The organism is Streptomyces changchenzhani, from assembly GCF_039766235.1.
Lineage (GTDB): Bacteria > Actinomycetota > Actinomycetes > Streptomycetales > Streptomycetaceae > Streptomyces.
This window is the reverse complement of sequence record NZ_JBDHNH010000002.1, coordinates 404,916-425,697: the sequence shown is the minus strand read 5'-3', so window position 1 is coordinate 425,697 and position 20,782 is coordinate 404,916. Positions and strand designations below refer to the sequence as shown.

Below are 20,782 nucleotides of genomic sequence, written 5' to 3'. Positions count from 1 at the left end.
TCGCAGGTCAGACGGCCTAACCGGAGATCAAGCCTTCTTGGTCTCCCAGAAGATCGTGTCGATCTGGGCGATGTAGTCCAGCGCCTTCTGGCCCGTCGCCGGGTCCTTCGAGCCCTTCGCGGCGCTGAGCGCCTTCAGGGTGTCGTTGACCAGCTGGTGCAGTTCGGGGTACTTCTCGAAGTGCGGGGGCTTGAAGTAGTCGCTCCAGAGCACCGAGACGTGGTGCTTGGCGAGCTCCGCGCGCTGCTCCTTGATGACCGTCGCGCGGGCCTGGAAGTGCGCGTCGTCGTTCGCCTGCATCTTGTCCTGGACGCCCTTGACCGACTCGGCCTCGATGCGGGCCTGGGCCGGGTCGTACACGCCGCAAGGCAGATCGCAGTGTGCGCTGGCCTTGACCTTGGGGGCAAACAGTCGGGAGAGCATGAGCTTCCTTCCTCGTGATCGTCTTCTCATGGGGGACATTACTCCGTGAGAGGCGTGTTTTGGCGGGTGCCCCCATGGGCTTGGGTCAAAAGTCCAGGGTGAGTATGGGACTGGTGGAGGATCGGACCGGGAGGTACCGGATGACGGATCAAGGGCGGGAGCCGGGGGCGCTGTTCGGCGTCGCCGAGGTGACGGGTCTTTCCATGGTGCCCGCGCTGCGGCACCGGGATCAGCTGCTGGTGCACTACGGAGCGCAGCTCCGTCCGGGTGACGTGGCCCTGCTGCGCCATCCGTTGCAGCAGGATCTGATCATCGTGAAGCGGCTGGTCGAGCGGCGCGACGGCGGCTGGTGGGTGCTCGGGGACAACCCGGACGCCGAGGTCGTGGACAGCCGGGCGTTCGGCGTGGTGCCCGGCGAGCTGCTGCTCGGGCGGGTGCGGGGACGGTATCGGCCGATCAGGGCAGGGCGTCAGCGGTCCGCCGGTGTGGTGCTGTCGTGGCTGGTGTCGGCCGTGCGGCCGGTGCTCACCGACCGCTCCGTCTCCAGGCGCTTGCGGGCGCGGTAGGCCGCGACATTCGCGCGGGTCGCGCAGCGGTCTGAGCAGTAGCGGCGGGAGCGGTTGGTCGAGGTGTCGAGATAGGCGTTGCGGCACGGCGCTGCCTCGCACAGGCCAAGCCGGTCCGCGCCGTGCTCCGTGAGGTGGAAGGCGAGTCCCATCGAGGCGATGGCCGCGTAGCCGGCGGTCGCGTTCGATGGGTGGTCGGCGAGGTGCATGTGCCAGTCGGGGCGGCCGTCGTCCTTGTGTACCTCGTGTCCCGAGATCTGCGGGCTGACGGGGAACTCCATGAGCAGCGAGTTCAGCAGGTCCACGGCCAGCGTCTCGTCGTTGCCGTCCGCCGCCTCGAAGATCGCGCGCAGGCGGGCCCGTACCGAACGGAAGCGGGTGACGTCCGCGTCCGTGGTGCGGCGGGCCGCCTGCGCGTTGCCGACGAAGAGTGCGCGGACCGCGTCCACCGAGGTGAGGGAGTCCTTGTTACGGGCCGGCTCCTCGGTGTTGACCAGGCGCACGGCATAGTCCGAGTAATAGGCCAGTTCCACTTGTAGTCCTTACGGCGGCGGTCTAAGGTCTGGGTAATAGTTGGTTCTGCTTCGAGAGTGTTACTTCGAGGGTAGTGCGCAGCGTATTACGCAGTGGATGGAGTGGAGGGGTTCTGATGACGGAGACAGTGGCGGGAACCGACTGGCGGGCCTGGCAGGAGAGCTGGGACCGGCAGCAGGAGTGGTACATGCCCGACCGTGAGGAGCGGCTGCGGGTGATGCTGGACATGGTCGAGGCCGTGGTCGGCCCCGAGCCGAGGGTGCTGGACCTCGCGTGCGGTACGGGAAGTATCACGGACCGGCTGCTCACCCGGTTCCCGCAGGCCACCAGTACGGGCGTGGATCTCGACCCCGCGCTGCTCGCCATCGCCGAGGGGTACTTCGACGGGGACGAGCGCGTCCGGTTCGTCACCGCCGACCTGTTGGACCCGCAGTGGGCGAGCGCGCTGCCGTACGACTCGTACGACGCCGTCCTCACCGCCACCGCTCTGCACTGGCTGCACAACGAGCCGCTCACCACTCTGTACGGGCAGGTCGCCGGACTCGTCCGTGACGGCGGCGTTTTCATGAACGCCGACCGTATGAAGGACGAGGGCACCCCGCGCATCAACGCGGCCGAGCGGGCGCACCGGCACGCGCAGATGGAGCGGGGCCGGACCGGGGGCGCGCTGGACTGGGCCGACTGGTGGGCGCTGGCCGCGAAGGACCCCGTACTCGCCGGGCCCACCGCCCAGCGTTACGAGATCTACGGCGAGCACGCCGACGGCGCGACGCCGAGCGCCGAGTGGCACGCGCGCACGCTGCGTGAGGCCGGGTTCGCGGAGGCGCGGACGGTGTGGCGTTCGCCCTCCGACGCGCTCGTGCTGGCCGTGAAGTAGCCAGATATGAAACGAGGGAGGCGGTACGGGCCCACTGGCCCGTACCGCCTCCCTCGTCGTCATCCCGCCGCCTCGGCTACAGCACCTTCGACAGGAACGCCTTCGTACGGTCGTGCTGCGGGTTGCTCAGCACGTCTCGCGGGTGGCCCGACTCGACCACCACACCGTCGTCCATGAAGACCAGCGCGTCGCCGACCTCACGCGCGAAGCCCATCTCATGCGTGACGACGATCATCGTCATGCCGTCCTCGGCGAGACCGCGCATCACGTCGAGCACCTCGCCCACCAGCTCGGGGTCGAGCGCCGACGTCGGCTCGTCGAAGAGCATCAGCTTCGGCTCCATGGCCAGCGCGCGGGCGATCGCCACGCGCTGCTGCTGACCGCCGGAGAGCTGCGCCGGGTAGTTGCCGGCCTTGTCGGTCAGGCCGACCCGGTCGAGCAGCCGCTCGGCACGTGCGCGTGCCACGGCCTTCGACTCGCCCCTGACCTGGATCGGCGCCTCCATGACGTTCTCGGTGGCCGTCATGTGCGGGAACAGGTTGAAGCGCTGGAAGACCATGCCGATGTCCCGGCGCTTCAGCGCGACCTCGCTGTCCTTGAGCTCGTACAGCTTGTCGCCCTTCTGGCGGTAGCCGACGAGGTCCCCGTCGACGTACAGCCGGCCGGCGTTGATCTGCTCCAGGTGGTTGATGCACCTGAGGAAGGTCGACTTGCCGGAGCCGGACGGGCCGACCAGGCAGAACACCTCGCGGGGGGCGACTTCGAGGTCGATGCCCTTGAGGACGTGGACGGGGCCGAAGGACTTGTGGACGCCCTCGGACTTGACCATGGCGGTCATCGCGGGACCTCCGGACGGCGCAGGGACAGCACGTTGGTCTTGACCTTCTGCCAGGGGGTGAGTGGCAGTTCACGCAGCGCACCACGGGCGTAGCGGCGCTCCAGGTAGAACTGGCCGACGCTGAAGACGCTGGTCAGCACCAGGTACCAGAACGAGGCCACGAAGAGCATCTCGATGACCGCGTAGTTGCGGCCGGAGATGATCTGCGCGCTGCGCAGCAGGTCCGGGTAGGACACCACGGCCACCAGCGACGAGGTCTTGAGCAGGTTGATGAACTCGTTGCCGGTGGGCGGGATGATCACCCGCATCGCCTGCGGGAGCACCACGCGGCGCATGGTCTTCGTCTGCGTCATGCCCAGTGCGTGCGACGCCTCGGTCTGGCCCTGGTCGACCGACTGGATGCCGGCCCGCACGATCTCCGCCATGTAGGCGCCCTCGTTGAGGCCCAGACCGAGCAGCGCCACGACGAACGGCGTCATGACGTCCGACATCTCGTCCTTGAAGATGAACGGGATCTCGAACACCGGGAAGATCAGCGCGAGGCTGTACCAGAGCAGCAGCTGCACATAGACCGGAGTGCCGCGGAAGAACCAGATGTAGAGCCAGGAGACGCCACCGGTCACCGGGTTCTTGGACATCCGCATCACGGCGAGGACCATGCCGAGCACCAGGCCGATGAGCATCGACAGGACGCTGATCAGCAGGGTCCTGCCCATGCCCGCGATGATGTTGCCGTTGGTGATGTAGTCACCGACGGTGGCCCAGCGGACGTTGCCGCCCGCGAAGGCGAGCACCAGCCACACCAGGACGGCCAGCACCAGTGCGCCGCTGACGTAGCGGCCGTAGTGGCGGACCGGAATGGCGCGGATGTTCTCCGGCCGCTCCTTGGTGAGGGTGGGCCCGGTCGTCGCCGGGGTGGGGGAGTCGCCCGGTGGGGTGTCGGACGGCCCCTTTTTGAACTTTTCACTCATGGGTAGTGCCCTTCGAGCCTTCGGGACGCGTGCGGATCACTTGCCGCCGTTGATGGCGGACTTCTCGATCGCGCTGTCCGAGGCGCCCCACTTGTCCAGGATCTTCTTGTACGTGCCGTCCGCGATGATCGCGTCGAGGGCTTCCTTGATCGCGTCGCGCAGCTCGCTGTTGCTCTTGTCGAGGGCGATGCCGAACGGCGCCGCGTCGACCGGCTCGCCGACGACCTCGAAGGACGCGCCGTTGTCGGCCGTCTTCGCGACGTGGGCCGCGACCGGGAAGTCGTTCAGGTCGGCGTCGGCGCCACCGGCCTTCACCCGCACCTGGGCCTCGGCGTCGGTGTCGGGCGTCTCGATCGCGATCTTCGGCTTCTTGTCCTTCACGCACTGGGTGGACTGGGCCTTGGCCGCGTCCGCGTACGTCGTACCGAGCTGCACGGCGACCTTCTTGCCGCACAGGTCGTCGAGCGTCTTGATGCCCTTGGGGTTGCCCTTCTTGACCAGAATGGCGGTGCCGGACTGGAAGTAGTCGACGAAGTCGACGCCCTTGCCGCTCTTCTTGCCCTCGTCCAGCCCCTCCTGGCGGTCCTTGGTGTCCGTCATGCCGGACATCGCGAGGTCCACCCGGCCCGAGTACAGCGAGCCGATCAGGCCGTCGAACTTGCCGTTCTCGAAGGTCACCTTCACGCCGAGCTGCTTGCCGATCGCCTCGCCGATCTCCGGGTCGATGCCGACGATCTTGTTGCCGTCCATCGACTCCATCGGGGCGTACGCGGCGTCCGTGCCGACCTTGATGACACCGGACTTCTGGTACTTCGCCGGGAGCTTGTCGAAGAGCGGCGCGCTGCTGCCCTTGACGGAGCCGGTGTCGGCGTCCTTGCCGCCCTCGGTCTGGTCACCGCACGCGGTGAGCAGCAGGGCGCCGGCGACCGCGATCGCGCCGACCGCGGCTGTCCGGGACTTCGTGGCGGTCTTACGACACGGGGCGCTTGCGGTCATGGTGGTTCCTCCGGCGGGATGGGGGAAGGGGGAAGGGCCGAGCGGTCGGGCACACGTCTTCGAGTGTCACGACCTTGTGTGATTCAGGCATCTTGCCATTCGGACCGTGCCAATCAGGTGGCCCGCCATGTCAAAATCAGATAACGGGTGATCCCCGAACCCCGAGGGGCCGGTACATCAAGGCCGGACCTTCTGCGGGGTTGCACTCTTGTGACCGGAAATTCTCCGGTGCGCCTCGCCATGCGGAAGCCAAACGTGTGGCGTATCGGATGAATCCCGACATTCACCTATGAGTCGTATCACCCAGGTGATATGCACTCGTCGCCGTTACTCCGGTCCGGTAAAAAGGACGGTTACACCCCTCATCCGGGGCTCAGGGCGCGTGTGCGGCGCGCCCGCGCGTATGTACCTCCCTCCCTGCCGGGGCGGCCAACCGCCCAGCGCGGGGAACGTACGCGGTGCCCACCCACCCCTCCTCAACCAGGAGTGGCCACCCTCAACTGATGATGAAGACGTAAGGGGTCAACAACATGGCAGCGGAGATCGTCAATCCTCGCAGCGACAGCAGTACGGAGGGTGCTCCCGAGGAGCCCTTCGATCCGGTCTTCGCCCTGCACCGCGGCGGCAAGATGGCCATCCAGGCAACTGTGCCGGTGCGCGACAAGGACGACCTGTCCCTCGCCTACACACCGGGCGTCGCCAAGGTCTGCACCGCCATTGCGGAGCAGCCCGACCTGGTGAACGACTACACCTGGAAGTCCAACGTGGTCGCCGTCGTGACGGACGGTACGGCGGTTCTGGGACTCGGTGACATCGGACCCGAGGCCTCGCTCCCCGTGATGGAGGGCAAGGCGATCCTCTTCAAGCAGTTCGGCGGCGTCGACGCGGTGCCCATCGCGCTCGCGACCACCAATGTCGACGAGATCGTCGAGACGGTCGTGCGGCTCGCCCCCTCCTTCGGTGGGGTGAACCTGGAGGACATCTCCGCCCCCCGCTGCTTCGAGATCGAGCGCCGACTCCAGGAAGAGCTGGACATCCCGGTCTTCCACGACGACCAGCACGGCACGGCCGTGGTCACCCTGGCCGCGCTGCGCAACGCCGCGAAGCTCACCGGACGCACCCTCGGCGACCTGCGCGCCGTGATCTCGGGCGCGGGCGCGGCCGGGATCGCCATCGCCAAGTTCCTGCTGGCGGCGGGCATCGGCGATGTGGCCGTGGCCGACCGCAAGGGCGTCGTCAGCCGGGACCGCGAGGACCTGACGGAGGTCAAGCGCGAGCTGGCCGAGCTCACGAACCGGGCCGGACTGAGCGGCTCGCTGGAGTCCGCGCTGGGCGGCGCCGACGTCTTCATCGGTGTGTCCGGCGGTACGGTGCCCGAGCCCGCGGTGGCTTCGATGGCGCCGGGCGCGTTCGTGTTCGCCATGGCCAACCCGAACCCGGAGATCCACCCGGACGTCGCGCACCGCTACGCGGCGGTCGTCGCCACCGGGCGCAGCGACTACCCGAACCAGATCAACAATGTGCTGGCGTTCCCCGGGATCTTCGCGGGCGCCCTCCAGGTGCGGGCCTCCCGCATCACCGAGGGCATGAAGATCGCCGCGGCCAACGCGCTGGCGGACGTCGTCGGTGACGCGCTCGCCGCCGACTACGTGATCCCGTCGCCGTTCGACGAGCGGGTCGCCCCGGCGGTCACCGCCGCGGTCGCCGCCGCCGCGCGAGCGGAGGGTGTCGCCCGCCGCTGAGTCGGTCGTAAGCCAGTCGCACCGGTCGTACGGGCCGCGTCCCACCCCTTCGGGGGCGGGACGCGGCCCGTTTCGTTTTCATGCCCCGCCGGACTTGGACTTTTGTACGGGGCACTTGGACGCTCCGTACGAAATTCGGCCAACAGGTACCGGCGGTTCATCCGGGACTGCTGTGATTCCCCGCGTTGAACATTCCCCAATCAGGAGACGCTTGTGAATCTGGTCGTCAACGGAGATGCCGAGAGTGGGCCGGGCGGCACCGCCGATCCGGTGGAGTCGGTCACCGGCTGGAAAGTCACCCAGGGCGCCCCCGCGCTGGTCGGCTACGACGTGGGCGGCGGCTATCCGACCCCGTCCGACCCCGGGCCCGCCCGACGCGGCAGCCGGTTCTTCTCCGGGGGTGTCAGCCGGCGGACCGCGCTGATGCAGGACGTCCACCTGCCCCGCAAGGGCCCCACCGGGCAGGCCGCCGTCGACACGGGCCGGGTCAGATACGCCGTCGGCGCCTGGCTCGGCGGGTACGCCGCCCAGGAGGACGGCGTACGGCTCTCCGTGGAGTTCCGGGACCGCAGAGGTACGCCGGTCGCGCTGACCGTGCTCGGGCCTGTGACGGCGGGCGAGCGTGGCGGACGTACCGGCATGGTCGAGCGGGACGGGGAGGCCGCCGTGCCGCCCGGCGCCCGGTCGGCGCGGCTGCTGCTGGTCTTCACCCGGACCGGGAGCGGCGCCTCCAACGACGGTTACGCGGACGCGATTTCCCTCACCCTGAGCACCGCTGGAGACCGGTCATGAATCTCAACCGCCGAGACCTGCTCAAGGCCGCGGGCGCGGCCGGCGCGCTCAACGTCGTATGGCCGCTGAGCGCCGGGCTCTCGCCCGCGCAGGCGCGCGAGGCCGCCGAGGCGCTCGGCGCACAGTACGACCCGGCGCCCTTCACCCTCGGAGTCGCCTCCGGCGATCCGCTGACCAGCAGCGTCGTGCTGTGGACCAGACTCGCGCCCGAACCTCTCGCCCCCGAGCAGCCACTGCCCGAGGTCGTCGAGGTGGAGTGGGTCGTCGCCACGGACCGGGCGCTGCGGCGGGTCGTGTCGCGCGGTAAGGCACCGGCCTCCGCGACGCTCGGCCACAGCGTCCATGTGCCGGTCGGCGGGCTGCGGGCGGGCACGCACTACTTCTACGCGTTCCGGGCGCTCGGGAAGACCAGCCGGGTCGGGCGGACCAGGACGGCACCGGCGGGGAAGGTCGGCAAGGTCAGGTTCGCCGCCGCCAACTGCCAGGCGTTCCACGACGGCTACTACGGCGCGCACCGCGCCATCGCCCGGGAGGACATCGACTTTGTCGTCCACCTCGGTGACTACATCTACGAGCACGGCCCGGTCGGCGGCGACCATGTCCGCGACCACGACGCCCCGGAGATCCTCACCCTCACCGACTACCGGCGCCGGCACGCGCTCTACAAGGGCGACGCTTCGCTGCGCGAGGCGCACGCGGCCCACCCGTGGTTCCTGACCTGGGACGACCACGAGGTCGTCAACGACTACTCGGGCACCGGCGGCGGCGCGCCCCTGATGCAGCGCCGGGCCGCCGCCTACCAGGCCTGGTACGAGCACATGCCGCACCGGGACGGCGGCGAGTCCTCGCTGCCCGACCCGGTGATCCACCGCAACCGCCGCTGGGGCGACCTGCTCGAACTCAGCGTCCTGGACCTGCGCTCGTACCGCTCGGCGCAGAACCTGCCCGACGGGACGATCCTCGGCGCCGGCCAGAAGGCGTGGCTCAAGCAGCACGTCGACCGGGCGCCGGACGCCTGGCACGTCTGGGCCAACTCGATCATGCTCAGCCAGCTGCGCGGACGGCCCGGTGGCGGGTACATGTTCACCGACCAGTGGGACGGCTTCCTCGCCGAGCGCAAGGAGGTGCTCGACCATGTGCACAAGAGCGGCCTTGAGGACCTGGTCGTGATCACCGGCGACTGGCACTCCGCGTTCGTCGACGACATCAGGACAGACTTCGACGACACCGCGTCGCCGGTGGTCGGCACCGAGTTCACCGCGCACTCGGTCACCTCGGGGGCGTACTCCGCGGAGTGGAACGCCACCAACGGCCCGCTGATGGGCCAGGCCAACCCGCACCTGCAGTACTTCGAGGGCAACCGCTACGGCTACGACGTGTACGAGGTCACACCCGAGCGGTTCACCACCCATATGCGGGTCATCGAGGACCGCAGGGACCCGCGCTCGCCCGTCTCGACCCTCACCAGCTTCCATGTGGACCGGGGGACGGTCGGCTCGTACGAGGACCCGGCGACGAAGAAGTCGCCCGCGCAGTACCGCAGGGACTGACCGCCGGGCCCTTCGCCCGGGTACGGACGCGGCGCGTGTCACACCGTTGTGTGGTTCCGCCGCGTCCCGTACGCCCCCTACTCTCGGGATCATGTTCGCCGCCTACGCCGCACGCATCGACCGCGACCAGCCCCTGAACGGCCTTGAGCTGGGCGAACGCCCGGCCCCCGAGGTACGTCCCGGCTGGACCACCGTCACCGTCAGGGCCGCCTCCCTCAACCATCACGACCTGTGGTCGCTGCGCGGCGTTGGCCTCGGCGAGGAGGCGCTGCCGATGATCCTCGGCTGCGACGCCGCCGGGATCGACGCCGACGGCAACGAGGTCGTTGTGCACTCCGTGGTCGGCGAGAGCGGGCACGGCGTCGGGCCGCGCGAGAAGCGGTCCATCCTCACCGAGAAGTACCAGGGGACCTTCGCCGAGCAGGTCACCGTCCCGATCTGGAACGTGCTGCCGAAACCGGCGGAGCTGTCGTTCGCCGAGGCCGCGTGCCTGCCGACCGCCTGGCTCACCGCGTACCGGATGCTGTTCGCCAACGCCGGTGTACGGCCCGGCGATTCGGTCCTCGTTCAGGGTGCGGGGGGCGGCGTCGCGACCGCCGCGATCGTCCTCGGCAAGGCGGCCGGCCTGCGGATGTACGCGACGAGCCGCCACGAGGCCAAGCGGAAGCGGGCCGTGGAGCTGGGCGCGGTCGACGCGTTCGAGCCGGGCGCACGGCTGCCGCAGCGGGTGGACGCCGTCATCGAGACGGTCGGCGCGGCCACCTGGTCGCACTCGGTGAAGTCGCTCAAGCCCGGTGGCACGCTGGTGATTTCGGGCGCCACGAGCGGCTCCAACCCCGCGTCCGCCGAGCTGACCCGGATCTTCTTCCTGGAGCTGCGGGTCGTCGGCTCGACCATGGGTTCCAAGGATGAGCTTGAGAAGCTGTTGTCTTTCTGTGCGGCGACCGGGGTGCGCCCGGTGATTGACGAGGTGCTGCCGCTGGACCGGGCGCGCGAGGGCTTCGAGAAGTTGGCGGGCGGCGACCTCTTCGGGAAGATCGTGCTGACCGCTCCCTGACGATGGGGTGTTGCTGACGCATCGTCAGGCTGGTTGTATCCGGGCATGCCTGGGATACGAGCGGTCGCGGTTGGTGTGTGCTGTGGTGCGATGCTGGCGGCCGGGGGGCCGAGCCCTGCGTCGTACGCACGAAGCGGCCAGGGGGACGGTGGCGGCGGTGTGATCCCGCGGCTCACCGACGACCGCGGGCGCGCCCTGACCCTGCGCGGCTGGAACGTCGAGGACAAGACCAACCGCGGCGACGCGGCCCTGTCCGCCATCACCGAGAAGCACTTCCGCGACATGCGGGGCAAGGGTTTCAACTTCGCCCGCCTACTGGTGTTCTGGGACGACCTGGAGCCGCGCCGAGGGCACTACGACGCGCGCTACCTCCGCAAGATCGAGCGGATCCTGGACTGGGCGCGGAAGTACGACATCCAGGTGCTGCTCGACGCCCACCAGGACGTCTTCGGCCCGGCGTTCGGGCACCGCGGCATCCCCGATTGGGCGACGCGCACCGACGGGCTGCCCTTCACGCCGAACCCCGACGACTGGTTCTCCGAATACTTCCAGCCAGCCGTGCAGCGCGCCTTCACCCACCTCTACGAGGACCAGGATCTGCGGCGCGCCCAGGCGAAGATGTGGCGGACATTGGCCGACCGCTTCTCCGGCCATCCGGCCGTCCTCGGCTACGACTTGATCAATGAGCCCATGGGTGAGCTGCGGGAGGGCGAGGACCTGCCGACGGCGGCCCGGCGCATCGAGCGCGACCAGATCACCCCGATGCACAACCGCCTCGCCGACGCGGTCCGCGCCGTCGACCGCGACAACTGGGTCTTCGTCGAGCCGACGCCGATCGTCGGGGAAGGCGTACCGACGGGGCTCGGGAAGATCAAGGATCCGAAGGTCGTCTACGCCCCGCACTTCTATAACGCTGGGATGGAGGCGGGCGCGGACTATGACCCGTCGGCGGGCTGGATCGAGTCGTACGAGGCCGCTGTCACGGCGTATCCGAAGGAGCACAGGGTCCCGGTCGTGGTGGGGGAGTGGGGCCCGCTCAACAACGGCCTGCCCGCCATGGGCCGCTTCTACCGCGACGCGCTCGCCTCGCTGAACCGCTACAGCTCGGGCTGGGCGGGCTATGTGTGGTGCTACGGAGGCGGCTACTGCGCGGTCGACGGCGCGGGTGACTTCCGTACGAACAAGGAGCAGACGGCCACCCCGTACGCCGCGGCGGTCGCGGGCGCGGTGCGCACGGACGCGTACGACCCGGCGTCGGGCGAGTACCGCCTGGTGTACGACGCGGGGCGCCGGGGGTCGCGCACGACCGAGGTGTCCCTGCCGCCGAGCGCGCGCGGCTGGCGGATCTCGGTCGACGGTGCGGCGTGGGCGTCGGAGCGGAGGGTGGCGGCCGGGGAGGGCGGAGTGGTCCGGGTGTGGGCCAGGCCGGGGGCGCGGGTCGGTGTGCGGGTGTCGGCGAACGGCTGATGTCAACCCGGGTTGACGAGTCGGTCCCGTCAATGTAAATTGACAGGTATGACCGAAGCAACGGAACTCGCCCAGCGTGCGGGCGACCACGACCCCAGGGTCGGGCTGCGCGCCGTCGCCGCGCTGCGACGGCTGCTGGAGCAGCTCGAAGCCGTACAAGTGAGAAGCGCCCGCGTCCAGGGCTGGTCGTGGCAGGAGATCGCGGCCGAGCTGGGCGTCAGCAGGCAGGCCGTTCACAAGAAGCACGGGAGGCATTGATGTTCGAGCGGTTCACGAAGAGCGCCCGGGGTGTCGTGGAGGGCGCGGTCGGCCACGCGGAGCGGATGGACGCGGCAGCCGTCACCGAGGAGCATCTACTGCTCGCCCTTCTGGATCAGGAGGGCACGCGGTCGTCGTTCGCCTTCGCCTCGCTCGGGGTCACCGGGCAGCGCGGCGCGGTGGCGGGCGCGTTGGAGGCGGCCAGGCGGCGCGGTGGCCTGTCGAAGGCCGACGAGGACGCGCTCGCCGGCATCGGCATCGACGTCGAGGGGATCGTCGCGCGGGTCGAGGAGACGCATGGCTCGGGGGCGATGCTGGGCGGCGGGAAGCCGAGGCGGTGGTGGTCGGGGCGCCGGCCGTTCGGGCGGGCCGCGAAGGGCACCCTGGAGAAGTCGCTGCGGGTCGCGCTGGGGCGCGGCGACCGGTTCATCGGCGACGAGCATCTGCTGCTGGCGCTGACCACGCAGCCGGGGGTGGTCGCGGACGTACTCGCGGAGTACGGGGTGACGTACGCGAGCGCGGAGCAGGCGCTGTTCGGGACGGGCGGGGAGGGTGTGGCGAAGGCGGGGTGAGGCGGGGCGGGTTCCGGTGGGGTGCGGGCGTGGCGTCGGCGAGCGCGGGACGGGCCCTGTTCGGGATGGGCGCGGCGGGTGTGGCGAAGGCGGCGTTCGGGGGCGGTGCCGCGTCGGGGCGTCTCCTCGGGTGTCGAACCTTCGGGCAGCGCTGCGTGAGGTTCGCGGTGGTTGCGTTCGACACCCTGCGGGGAGCGCCCCGACACGGCCCCACCCGGCACCGGGGGAAGTCACCCCGGGGCTCCGGTGGAGTGCGGGTGTGTCGCCGGGCAGCCGGGCAGGAGGTCTTGGCGGCGGCAGTCGGGTCTGGCCGGTGGGAGCCGGCCTGTCCGGTGGAGGCATGGACGTCGGCTCGGCGCACTGGGTGCGCCGAGCCGACGTTCTCGCCCGCCCTCAGCCCTTCGGCGTCCGGAGGATCGCGCCGATGTGGGCCGCCGCCGTCGAGAGGTGGCGGCGGGTCTCGCGCAGCTGGTCCTCGTCGACGCCCCGGTCGCGCGCCGCGTCGCGGATGTCGTCGCGGAAGCGGTCGAGCAGCCGGTCCAGGTCACGGGCCGGGTCGCCGGACGCGTCCTCGTGCGCCCACTCCGGCTCGGGCGGCTCGGGAACGGCGTCCTTGACGCCTGTCGTGTTCGCAGTCTCCGCCGTGTCTGTGGCGTCCGTGGCGTCCGGGCGATCCGCCTTCGTCCCGGTCCCGGGCTCGCTCTCGGGCCGGGGGCGGCCGAAGAAGCCGAACTCCTTGGTGATCTCGGCCAGTCCCTCCCGTACGCCCGTGGGCCAGTCGCCCCGCGCGAAGTGGTCCTGTACCTGGTCCTGCACCTGCTGCGCTATGCGCTGCATCTGCTCGCGCGCCTTGTCCTGCGCCTCCTTGGCCTGGCGGCGGGCCTGCTGCGCGTCCTCGCGGGCGCGGCGGCTCTCGTCCTTGGCGCGGCGGGCCTGCTCCTTCCACTCCTGCTTGGCCTTGCGCAGCTCCTCCTTCGCCAGCTGCCAGGCCTCCTTGTCGCCGAAGGCGTTCTCCCAGCCCCCCACCGGGGGTTGGGTGTCCTTCTGGCCGGTGGAGGTGTGCCGGGCCTCGGTCGCCGCGGCCCGCATCTCGCGGCGCAGGTTACCCGCCGCGCCGCGCACGTCGTCACGGATCTCGGCGGCCAGCTCGGAGACCGAGTCGCGGATCTCCAGCTCCAGGTCGGCCAGCTCGCCGCCGCGCCCGGCCAGCTCCGCGCGGCCCGCGTCGGTGATCGAGTAGACCTTGCGGCCTCCCTCGGTGGCGTAGGTGACCAGGCCCTCGGCCTCCAGCTTGGCGAGGCGCGGATAGACGGTGCCCGCGCTGGGCGCGTACAGCCCCTGGAAGCGCTCTTCGAGGAGTCGGATCACTTCGTAGCCGTGGCGGGGGGCCTCGTCGAGGAGCTTGAGGAGGTACAGGCGCAGACGGCCGTGGGCGAAGACGGGAGGCATGTCAGAGCACCTTCCTGTCGGCGGGGGCGGTGGGTGCGGTGTGCGCGTCGACGGGCTCTTCCTCGGCCGGCGGGCGGCGCAGCAGGGCGATGGATCCCGATACGGTCGCCGCCCTGATCTTGCCGTTGCCGTTACCGAGCGTGCCGGTGATCTTCTTGGTGCCCCACTGGCCGCTGACCCGCAGATCGTCGAAGGCGTTGGAGACTGCGCCGCTCGTGGTGTTCGCCTCGACCCGGGTGTCCGCCGGGTGCGGCAGCCGGATGGCGACCTCGCCGGAGACGGTGGTGAGGCTGATGTCGGTGGGTTTGCCCGAGGGGTCGAGGTCGATGACCATGTCGCCGCTGACCGAGTCGGCCCGTACGGACGATCCGGCGCCCTCGATGACGGTGAGGTCGCCGGAGACCGACTTGAAGCGGAGGTCGCCGGTGACGCCCTGGGTCTCCACGTTGCCCGAGACCGTGTCGGCGTGGACGGCGCCGGACAGGCCGACCAGGGTCGTGTCGCCGGTGACGCCGCGTACGTTCGTACGCCCGCTGATCCTGGAGACGACCGCACCCGCGCCGATCACACCCACCTCGACCGAGGCGTCGGCGGGGACGGTGAGGGAGACGACGGCGTTGCGGCTCCAGGTCTTGCGGTCCAGCCACTTCAGGAGGTTCTGCCAGGGCAGGTCCTCGTACGCGACAGTGAGGGTGCCGCCCTCCCGGGTCACGATCAGCGGCGGGCCGCTGATCTCGGAGACCTCCAGGCGGGCCGGGCCGTCGTCGGTCCCGACGACGTTCACCGTGCCGTTGACGATGCGGACATTGAGCGCCGTCACCGTGCCCTCGAAGGTGAGCTTCTCAGGCTCGGCGACTTCCCGCGTCTGATCTGTCATGGTGCTGACCTCCTCGGTCGGCTCGACGCAATATATCGCGTCTCTTGGAATACACGATATATCGCGGACTGTCGAAGTCAAGGCCGTGAGGGCGGTCCGGGGGCGAGTGGCCCACCTATACCCTCCCAAGAGCGGCAAATTGCCCTAGCGTAAGGGCATGAACGCGACACCCGGAACCGGAACCGTGGGAGCGCTGCTGCTGTGCGGGGCCGACCCCGACGCGGTGCGCCCCGCCGCGCATCTGCTGCGCGAGCGGCTGCTGCTGGCATCGGCGGGCACTGAGCGCGGCCGGTGGAGCGTGCTGGTGCCGGAGGGCAAACCCTGGCTGGACGGCGGCGAATCCGTCGACGCGGTCGTCTCGGGCTGGGCCGCCGCGCTGGCAGTCGGCGTCACCTGGCCGGTGCTCGGCCTGTGGTGGGACGCCGACCGGGCCGGCTTCACGCTCGCGTCCGGCTTCCGGCGCCCGGTCGGTTACGTATGGCTCGCGGACGGCACCCCGCTCGGCGAGGACGAGGCGATGCGGACCTTCGCGGCCCGGCTCGGGCTCGACCCCGTACTCGACGTACAGGCCCTGGAGCCGCTCACGCTCCCCGATCCCGACGCGGACGCCCGCGCCCGCCTGCTCGGCCTGCTCGCCGTCCTGGCCGGCTCGGGCCTGGTCCTGCCGCCCGGCCTCACCCCCGGCGAGCCCGCCGACCGGCTGCGCGAGGCGGCCAGGGTGCGGCCCGGCACGGAGACGGTGGAGTGGTCGGGCTGGCGCGACGCGGTCCGCGCGGAGCTCGACGTGGTCGACGCGGGCCCGCTGGGCCCCTGGCTCCGCGGCCCGAAGGCCCGACTGCTCGGCGCGGCCCAACTGGCGGCGGGCGTACCGCTGACCCTGTGGGGCCTGCGGCGGCGCGGCGGGGGCTGGGTGGTCGCGGGGACGGTGCTGGTGGTGCACGGGGCGCTGGGGCTGCTGTACGACCGGGTGCGCGGGCAGCGGGGCTAGCACCGGGCTAGCACGGGGGGTGAATCCCGGCCTACTCGTCGTCGCCTTCGTCGTCCAGCCGGGCCAGCCAGGTCGCGAGCCGCTCGACGGGGACCTCGAAGTCGGGGTTGAGGTCCACGAACGTACGCAGCTGCTCGGCGAGCCACTCGAAGGAGACCTCCTCCTCGCCGCGTCGCTTGGCGAGCTCCTCGATGCCGCGGTCGGTGAAGTACATGTGCTGCTCTCCCGGGGACGGTGTCGTTCGCTTCCAGGCTATGCGGGGCGCGTGCTTCTTTCCGCACCGCACCGTATTGCCACAGCTCCTGTGCCCGCCGTGCGAACCGGTGCAGAATGTGTCACGTGTACCAACGGGCGCTGTACGCAGGCCTGTTCCGCTGCGAGACGGGGAGCGATCCATGGAGCGGATGATCCAGGAGGTCGAGCTGCCCGGCGGCCAGACCGTTCTCGCCAGGGTCAGTGTGCTCAGGCCGGAGGAGGTCCCCGACGGCGGTGAGGACTTCGGATTCGACGACGTCGGCGCCCTCGATCACCTGACCGCCCGCGTCGACCAGCTCAATGAACTGGTCAGCGGTGTCGGCTCCGCCGTGCTCGCGGCGGCGCGCTCCGCCGCTCCGGACGAGGTGAGTGCCACCTTCGGCGTCGAGCTCGTGGTCAAGCCGGGCAAAGCCGTCGCCATGCTCGCCGACGGGGAGGCCAAGGCGGCCATCTCCGTGACGCTCACCTGGCGTCCCGGCGCATGACCGAAACGCGGATCGGCGCACTGGCGAGCCGCGCCACCGTACGGCTCGGTCCCGCCGACGAGCCCGCCACACTGTGGGGCAGCGGCTTCTTCGTCGCCCCCGGCTGGCTGCTGAGCTGCGCGCACATCCTGCCGGACGGGGTGCCTCTCGACAAAGTGGGCCCGATACTGGTGCACGGTGCTCACGGCCGGGCCACGGCCCGGCTCGGCTACTGGCTGGGCGACGGCGCCGACCCCGAGCAGGACCTGCTGCTCGTCCGCCTGCTTGAGGACATCCCGCACCACTGTGTGCGGCTCAGCGACCGCTACGACAAGCCGCACCGCGTCACCGCCTACGGCTGGCACGTGCCGGCCAAGGCCGCGCCCCCCGACACCTGGAGCGGCGACTGTCTGGTCAACGGCACGTATGGGACGTACGGGCTGACCCTCGGCCCACAGGCCGAGATACCGCACGGCGCCTCCGGCGGGCCCCTGCTCGACGTCGACCGCGGAGTGGTCGCGGGGGTGGTCAAGGCGCGGCGGCGCTGCAAGGACGGGGGGCTCGCCATCGCGACCACGGCGCTGCGTGGCTTCACTCGGGCGGTTCCGGTGGGCGGGGAGGACGCACTTGGCCCCGACCCGTACCGCGCCCTGATCCGCGCGCACGACCGCTGGCACCACCGGATGCGCGAGCAACGCGGCTCGTCCGGAGCGTCCTGGGTGGCCAGGCAGGAAGGCCTGCACAGTGAAGCGGGAGCGAGCTGGACCGCACGGGACGGCGCCGCCGCCTCGGCGCTGCTGGCCGAACTGCCGCCGCCCGCCTCACCGAGTGCCCTCAAGTCGCTGATCGAACAGGTGCTGGGCGCCGAGCCGTTGTGGCCGGGCGAGGCCCTGCTGCGGGACTGGCGTGACGGGCACGGCTGGCTGTACGAGAGCGCCGACGGCGACGCCGTCGCGTTTCTGCACTACCTGCTGCTGGTCGCCCGGGCCTGCTCGGAGCAGTGCCCCAGCCCTGCGCGGAAGCTGAAACGCTGGGTGCGTGGCAGGTCGGAGCAGCTGCCCGGCCCTCATCAGGCCCTGCTGAAACGGGCGAAGGCACCCGTGCCCGCCGCACTGGTGCGCGCCGCCGCGACGGACACGAACGGCCCGGTGGTGACGGTCGAGCTGGAGCCCGACGCCTTCCGGCCCGACGACCGCTTCCACTGGCGGATCTGGACCTGGGCGGGCGGCGCACGGCCGGCCGGTGCCTGGGCCCAGGAAACCGGCCAGGACGGGGTGGCCCTGGCCGAACTGCCGCATCTGCTGAGCGAACCGCTGCGGGCGGCCTTCATCGAGCTCGACACCGAGCAGCGGCCCGCTCGACTCGAACTCGCCCTTCCCGTAGCCAAGTTCGACGTGGACGTGCACCTGTGGCGGGCCGGTCTGGTCGCCCGCACCATCAGACCGGACCCGGCGGAGCGCCCGTTCGGCGTCCACCGGCAGGTGGTCCTGCGCAGCCTGGACCGGCGGGGAGCGCCGCCGGAGGCCTGGCAGGCCCGCTGGCGGGGGGTGGCCGACGGGGGCCTGCGGGCCCTGCCGCTCGCCGACGCCGTCGGGGAATCCGGCTGGCTGGACGCCGCACGGGACGGCGACGTGCCGGTGCTGTGCCGCACGGCCGCCGAGGGTGCGGGCCCGCTGGGCGAAGCCATCGATGCGGGCTTCGGCCTCGCGCTGTGGAGCCGGGGCACGCCCCACCGGGCCGGTTGCGGAGCCGGCTGCGCGCTCCTCCACGGAGGGGTGGCCGAGCTGCTGCGCCGAGCGGGCCGGGCCTGCGCGCTGCCCGAGGAGCTGCGGCTGCTGCGCGAGCGCATCAGCTGCGCCGACACCCGCGCGGACTGGGCCGAACCACTCGCTCTGCTGTACGACGACCCCGACCGCCCGCTGCCGGAATTCACGCAGGTGCTGAACTCCCCGGAGTGACAAGGCTGTTGAGAAGCCCCGGCATCATCCGACCGAGCTCTAGGGCCTGTTGCGAAAGTGCTGGTCACAGCCACTCATTGATGGCTGCGACGAGGATGGTGGCTTCGTAGCGGACGGCGAGTTTGTCGTATCTCGTGGCGACGGCCCGGTGACGTTTGAGGCGGTTGATCCCGCACTCGACTGCGTGGCGTTCGCGGTAGTCGGCCTTGTCGAACTTCGGCGGTCGGCCGCCACGGGAACCAAGCTTCCTGCGGTTGCGGATCTGGTCCTTCTTCTCCGGGATCGTGCAGCGGATCCCGCGTCTGCGCAGGTAGGCGCGATTCTTCCGGGAGCCGTACGCCTTGTCGGCGCGGACTTTGGCGGGCCGTTTGCGGGGACGCCCCAGCCCCTTGCGGGGTACCCGGATGCGCTCAAGTACCGGTTCGAACTGCGGGGAATCGCCGCGCTGCCCGGCCGTGATCACGATGGACATGGGTTTTTGCCCCTGCTCGACCGCGAGGTGAATCTTGGTGGTCAGCCCACCGCGTGAGCGCCCGAGCCCGTGGTCGTCCGGCTCGGTCTCGACACCTCCGGGCGGCTCCTTCTGGAGATCCCCCTTTTCACCGCACCGGCGGCGTGCTGATGGGCTCGGCACACCGTTGAGTCGACACTCACATCCCAGGTGATCAGGTCCTTCGCGTCGGCCTGGGCCTGCAGTTCGGTGAAGATCCGCTTCCAGGTGCCGTCCCGCTGCCAGCGCCGGAACAGATCGTAGACCCGGTCCCACGGCCCGTACCGCTCGGGCACATCCCGCCACGGCGTGCCGGCCCGGGTCCGCCACCGTATGCCGTTGATCAGCTGCCGCCTGGGCCATATCGGCGGTCGGCCGGACTTACTGCCCTTCGGCAAGAGCGGTTCCAGCCGTACCCACTGTTCGTCTGTCAGATCTCCACGCGCCACACCGTGATCGTTTCACAGTCAAGATCCACTTTCGCAACAGGCCCTAGGAGCGCCCAGTGATCACTCCCGACTGGTTGATCTTCCGGGGAACCGGCGAGCCGCACGACGGCATCAGCAGGCTGCCGCCCCCGCCCCACTGGCGTGACTTCGACGGCGGTCCCGTGACCACAGGCACACCACCGCTCGGCAGCGAGTCGACCCGGCGCCTCGGCACCCGCCGCCCCTCCGGCGTACCGACCCTGTCGTGGCGCCCCGAGGAGCTGGAACTCATCAACGCCGCGCTGTACTTGCGTCGTCCCCTGCTGGTCACCGGGGACCCCGGGTCGGGCAAGTCCACCCTCGCGCACGCCCTGGCACACGAGTTGGGGCTCGGCCGGGTGCTGCACTGGCCGATCGTCAGCCGTACGACACTGCGCGAGGGCCTCTACACGTACGACGCCATCGCCCGGCTCCAGGACATGCAGCTGAGCCGGCAGGGCCCCCGGCCCGCCGCCCCCGGCCCGTCCCGCCCCCGCCGCACGGGTCTCGGGGCCGCGCGGCGCGCCGGTCCGCGTCCCGCCGCACGGCGTCCGGCGCGTGGTCGCACCGAGGACATCGGCGGCTACCTGCGGCTCGGACCGCTCGGCACCGCGCTGCTGCCGCACGACCGGCCGCGCGTACTACTCGTCGACGAGCTCGACAAGAGCGACATCGACCTGCCCAACGACCTGTTGACGGCTCTGGAGGAAGGCGAGTTCGCCATCGCCGAGCTCGAACGGATCACCGGCACCCAGGAGCGCGTCGAGGTGCTGACGGACGACGGCGGGCGCGCCCCCGTCGCACAGGGTCGGGTGCGCTGCCGTGCGTTCCCCGTAGTGGTGATGACCAGCAACGGAGAGCGCGACTTCCCCGCGCCGCTGATGCGCCGCTGCCTCCACCTGGATCTGCCGTCACCGAAGAACGACCAGTGGGGCGCCGACCGCCTCGCCGCCATGGTCCGTGCCCACTTCGGCACCGCCGACCCGGAGAGGAACGACGCCCTGGTCCGGCACTTCCTGGAGAGCAGCCCCGGCTCGCTACGCGCCGCCGACCAGCTGCTCAACGCCATCTACCTCACCCAGCAGGCCGTACGCGAAACGGAACCGGACCGGCAGCGGCTCGCCGAGCTGCTGATGCGACCGCTCGACCAGGGCGGGCAGGGGCCGCGCTGATGGCCCCGGACCCCGATCC

22 protein-coding genes are annotated in these 20,782 nt (G+C 70.7%); 13 read left to right on the top strand and 9 right to left on the bottom strand.

The features are described 5' to 3' along the window. Positions 1 to 27: 27 nt before the first annotated feature. Entirely contained in the window at positions 28 to 423 is a 396-nt protein-coding gene (gene sodN / locus ABCR94_RS10110) for a superoxide dismutase, Ni (RefSeq protein WP_347118869.1), read from the bottom strand. Positions 424 to 563: 140 nt separating this feature from the next. Between sodN and sodX the strand changes: the two genes are divergently transcribed. Next, the gene (sodX, locus tag ABCR94_RS10105; RefSeq protein WP_347118868.1) at positions 564 to 989 is read left to right on the top strand and encodes a nickel-type superoxide dismutase maturation protease; all 426 of its coding nucleotides are present in this window, start codon (positions 564 to 566) and stop codon (positions 987 to 989) included. Here sodX and ABCR94_RS10100 read toward each other — a convergent pair. Then, positions 893 to 1,522 carry a CGNR zinc finger domain-containing protein gene (locus ABCR94_RS10100; protein ID WP_347118867.1) on the bottom strand — a complete coding sequence of 210 codons (630 nt, stop codon included), beginning with the start codon at positions 1,520 to 1,522 and terminating at the stop codon, positions 893 to 895. The genes sodX and ABCR94_RS10100 overlap by 97 nt on opposite strands. A 116-nt stretch (positions 1,523 to 1,638) precedes the next feature. Between ABCR94_RS10100 and ABCR94_RS10095 the strand changes: the two genes are divergently transcribed. Next, positions 1,639 to 2,400 (top strand): class I SAM-dependent methyltransferase, encoded by a 762-nt coding sequence (locus tag ABCR94_RS10095; RefSeq protein WP_347118866.1) that lies wholly within the window; start codon positions 1,639 to 1,641, stop codon positions 2,398 to 2,400. A 76-nt stretch (positions 2,401 to 2,476) separates the two neighbouring features. Here ABCR94_RS10095 and ABCR94_RS10090 read toward each other — a convergent pair whose 3' ends face one another. From ABCR94_RS10090 to ABCR94_RS10080, 3 genes are read right to left on the bottom strand one after another with little or no spacing between them, the layout of a single operon-like run. Beyond that, entirely contained in the window at positions 2,477 to 3,238 is a 762-nt protein-coding gene (locus ABCR94_RS10090; RefSeq protein WP_347118865.1) for an amino acid ABC transporter ATP-binding protein, read from the bottom strand. Then, positions 3,235 to 4,209, bottom strand: a complete 975-nt coding sequence (locus tag ABCR94_RS10085; RefSeq protein WP_347118864.1) for an amino acid ABC transporter permease — start codon at positions 4,207 to 4,209, stop codon at positions 3,235 to 3,237. The genes ABCR94_RS10090 and ABCR94_RS10085 overlap by 4 nt, the downstream gene beginning before the upstream one ends. Positions 4,210 to 4,245: 36 nt before the next feature. Continuing rightward, positions 4,246 to 5,205 carry an ABC transporter substrate-binding protein gene (locus tag ABCR94_RS10080; RefSeq protein ID WP_347118863.1) on the bottom strand — a complete coding sequence of 320 codons (960 nt, stop codon included), beginning with the start codon at positions 5,203 to 5,205 and terminating at the stop codon, positions 4,246 to 4,248. Between the two features lie 530 nt (positions 5,206 to 5,735). Between ABCR94_RS10080 and ABCR94_RS10075 the strand changes: the two genes are divergently transcribed. The 7 genes from ABCR94_RS10075 to ABCR94_RS10045 all read left to right on the top strand — a co-directional run bounded on the left by ABCR94_RS10075 (position 5,736) and on the right by ABCR94_RS10045 (position 12,643). Continuing rightward, on the top strand, positions 5,736 to 6,947 hold the full coding sequence (locus ABCR94_RS10075) for an NAD(P)-dependent malic enzyme (RefSeq protein WP_347118862.1): 1,212 nt from the start codon (positions 5,736 to 5,738) through the stop codon (positions 6,945 to 6,947). Positions 6,948 to 7,160: 213 nt separating this feature from the next. After that, the gene (locus ABCR94_RS10070; protein WP_347118861.1) at positions 7,161 to 7,739 is read left to right on the top strand and encodes a phosphoesterase; all 579 of its coding nucleotides are present in this window, start codon (positions 7,161 to 7,163) and stop codon (positions 7,737 to 7,739) included. After that, positions 7,736 to 9,289: an alkaline phosphatase D family protein gene (locus ABCR94_RS10065; protein WP_347118860.1), complete on the top strand. Its 1,554-nt coding sequence runs from the start codon at positions 7,736 to 7,738 to the stop codon at positions 9,287 to 9,289. Before ABCR94_RS10070 ends, ABCR94_RS10065 begins: the two co-directional genes overlap by 4 nt. A 91-nt stretch (positions 9,290 to 9,380) precedes the next feature. After that, a complete protein-coding gene (locus tag ABCR94_RS10060; RefSeq protein ID WP_347118859.1) occupies positions 9,381 to 10,346 on the top strand; it encodes a zinc-binding dehydrogenase in 966 nt (321 codons plus the stop codon). A gap of 45 nt (positions 10,347 to 10,391) precedes the next feature. Continuing rightward, complete coding sequence (locus ABCR94_RS10055) at positions 10,392 to 11,813, top strand: cellulase family glycosylhydrolase (protein ID WP_347118858.1); 1,422 nt, start codon at positions 10,392 to 10,394, stop codon at positions 11,811 to 11,813. A gap of 48 nt (positions 11,814 to 11,861) precedes the next feature. Then, the gene (locus ABCR94_RS10050; protein WP_347118857.1) at positions 11,862 to 12,071 is read left to right on the top strand and encodes an RNA polymerase sigma factor sigma-70 region 4 domain-containing protein; all 210 of its coding nucleotides are present in this window, start codon (positions 11,862 to 11,864) and stop codon (positions 12,069 to 12,071) included. Then, positions 12,071 to 12,643, top strand: coding sequence for a Clp protease N-terminal domain-containing protein (locus ABCR94_RS10045; RefSeq protein WP_347118856.1), 573 nt, complete (start codon positions 12,071 to 12,073; stop codon positions 12,641 to 12,643). The genes ABCR94_RS10050 and ABCR94_RS10045 overlap by 1 nt, the downstream gene beginning before the upstream one ends. A gap of 393 nt (positions 12,644 to 13,036) precedes the next feature. Here the strand turns inward: ABCR94_RS10045 and ABCR94_RS10040 are convergent, their stop codons facing one another. After that, the gene (locus ABCR94_RS10040; protein ID WP_347118855.1) at positions 13,037 to 14,092 is read right to left on the bottom strand and encodes a PadR family transcriptional regulator; all 1,056 of its coding nucleotides are present in this window, start codon (positions 14,090 to 14,092) and stop codon (positions 13,037 to 13,039) included. Position 14,093: 1 nt separating this feature from the next. Continuing rightward, a complete protein-coding gene (locus ABCR94_RS10035) occupies positions 14,094 to 14,969 on the bottom strand; it encodes a DUF4097 family beta strand repeat-containing protein (protein ID WP_347118854.1) in 876 nt (291 codons plus the stop codon). 157 nt (positions 14,970 to 15,126) lie between these two features. Between ABCR94_RS10035 and ABCR94_RS10030 the strand changes: the two genes are divergently transcribed. Then, the gene (locus ABCR94_RS10030) at positions 15,127 to 15,957 is read left to right on the top strand and encodes a hypothetical protein (protein ID WP_347118853.1); all 831 of its coding nucleotides are present in this window, start codon (positions 15,127 to 15,129) and stop codon (positions 15,955 to 15,957) included. A gap of 31 nt (positions 15,958 to 15,988) precedes the next feature. Here the strand turns inward: ABCR94_RS10030 and ABCR94_RS10025 are convergent, their stop codons facing one another. Continuing rightward, the gene (locus ABCR94_RS10025) at positions 15,989 to 16,171 is read right to left on the bottom strand and encodes a DUF6104 family protein (RefSeq protein WP_347118852.1); all 183 of its coding nucleotides are present in this window, start codon (positions 16,169 to 16,171) and stop codon (positions 15,989 to 15,991) included. Between the two features lie 181 nt (positions 16,172 to 16,352). Here ABCR94_RS10025 and ABCR94_RS10020 point away from each other — a divergent pair, with 181 nt between their 5' ends. Then, positions 16,353 to 16,697, top strand: coding sequence for a CU044_2847 family protein (locus ABCR94_RS10020; RefSeq protein WP_347118851.1), 345 nt, complete (start codon positions 16,353 to 16,355; stop codon positions 16,695 to 16,697). Beyond that, on the top strand, positions 16,694 to 18,634 hold the full coding sequence (locus ABCR94_RS10015) for a VMAP-C domain-containing protein (RefSeq protein WP_347118850.1): 1,941 nt from the start codon (positions 16,694 to 16,696) through the stop codon (positions 18,632 to 18,634). Before ABCR94_RS10020 ends, ABCR94_RS10015 begins: the two co-directional genes overlap by 4 nt. A gap of 64 nt (positions 18,635 to 18,698) precedes the next feature. Here the strand turns inward: ABCR94_RS10015 and ABCR94_RS10010 are convergent. Then, a protein-coding gene (locus tag ABCR94_RS10010) for an IS5 family transposase (protein ID WP_347117187.1) occupies positions 18,699 to 19,573 on the bottom strand; the annotation gives its coding sequence in 2 pieces (ribosomal slippage) (positions 18,699 to 19,235 and positions 19,238 to 19,573; 873 coding nt in all). 56 nt (positions 19,574 to 19,629) lie between these two features. Here ABCR94_RS10010 and ABCR94_RS10005 point away from each other — a divergent pair. After that, complete coding sequence (locus tag ABCR94_RS10005) at positions 19,630 to 20,763, top strand: AAA family ATPase (protein ID WP_521976618.1); 1,134 nt, start codon at positions 19,630 to 19,632, stop codon at positions 20,761 to 20,763. The last annotated feature ends 19 nt before the right edge of the window (positions 20,764 to 20,782 follow it).